This is a genomic window from Mesorhizobium sp. P2_D1, assembly GCF_056404455.1.
Map to the genome: position 1 here is coordinate 1 of NZ_JBFUDZ010000132.1, position 1,298 is coordinate 1,298.

Here is a 1,298-nt window from a genome sequence, read left to right on the forward strand (position 1 = left end):
CGGTTGCGTTCGGCCTCGTACAGCCGCGTGGCGGCGTCCTCGACTTGCTCGGGGATCATTGCGCTGTCCCTTCGTCGACGACGCCGTTGCGCAGCAGGCCAATGCCGTCGGCCTCGACCTCGATGACATCGCCCGGCTTCAGCCAGATCGGCGGCTCGAAACGGGCGCCGGCACCGGTCGGCGTGCCGGTGACGATGACGTCGCCGGGCACCAGCGTGGTGAAGGTCGAGACGTAGTTGATGATCTTGCGGAACGAAAAGATCATGCGGCTGGTGCGGTCCTGCTGCCGCAACTCGCCATTGACGCGGGTGGTCAGCGCGATGTCGGCGATCTGCGCCTCGTCGGTGTATGGCACCAGCCAGGGGCCAATGGCGCCGGTGCGGTCGAAATTCTTGCCCTGGGTGACATTGAACTTGGCGTGGCGGACCCAGTCGCGGATGGTGCCTTCATTGCACAACGACAGCGCCGCGATGTGGTTCAGCGCTTCCGTCTCGGCGATCCGCCGTCCGGCCTTGCCGATGACGATGACGATCTCACCCTCATAATCGAGCTGCGGCGATTCTGGCGGCCGTACCAACGGCGCGCCATGGCCGACGAAGGAGCGCGGGAAGCGGATGAACAGCGACGGGTTGGAGGGGGCTGCCTGGCCGTCCTTGTACTCTTCGTTGCGGTCGGGAAAATTGACGCCGACGCAGATGATCTTTTCCGGGGAGGGGACCGGAATGTCGTAGGCGATGTCGTCGAGGGAAAAGTCGGCAGCAAAGGCTTCCGCCTCTTCCGCCAGATGCTGCAAGGCGCCGGCCTCTATCACTTCGCGTAGCGTCGGCCACTGGCTGTGGCGCGCCGACAGGTCGACGACGCCCTTGCCGGTGATCGCGCCGTAGCGCTTCTTGCCGCCGACGGTGAAGGTGGCGAGCCGTGCCTGTGCCGTCATGCTGATTTCCCCATCACGCCTGTTCCAGCCATCGTCATGGCGCGATGATCGGCGAGGCAGAGAGATCGGGCTGGCGCGGCTCGATACCGGCAAAGACGCTGCCTTCCTCGAACCAGCTTTTGGGCGCCGGAGCGCCCCACAGCGTCTGCCGCTGCGGATCCTTGAGGTCCCACTTGATCGGCTCCAGATCGGGATCGACCGTCTGGTAGTCCGAACAATAGATCTCGATGCGGTGATTGTCGGGATCGCGGATGTAGAGGAAGAAGGCGTTGGAAATGCCGTGCCGGCCGGGACCGCGCTCGATGTTTGCGAGGTAGCCGGTCGTCGCCATCAGGTCGAGCAGATCGATGATGTTGAGCGGGGT

The 1,298-nt window shown here is 64.5% G+C and carries 2 protein-coding genes; both read right to left on the bottom strand.

Features of this window, described 5'->3' with window-relative positions; translation table 11 throughout:
* Positions 1–55: 55 nt before the first annotated feature.
* A complete protein-coding gene (locus AC1D0I_RS32515) occupies positions 56–934 on the bottom strand; it encodes a fumarylacetoacetate hydrolase family protein (RefSeq protein WP_126070417.1) in 879 nt (292 codons plus the stop codon).
* A gap of 34 nt (positions 935–968) precedes the next feature.
* Positions 969–1,298: VOC family protein (locus AC1D0I_RS32520; RefSeq protein ID WP_477400172.1), on the bottom strand; the 330-nt coding region annotated here is incomplete at its 5' end.

Coding starts and splice junctions, on each gene's coding strand:
- AC1D0I_RS32515 (WP_126070417.1), bottom strand. CDS start 934: ATGACGGCACAGGCACGGCTCGCCACCTTCACCGTCGGCGGCAAGAAG.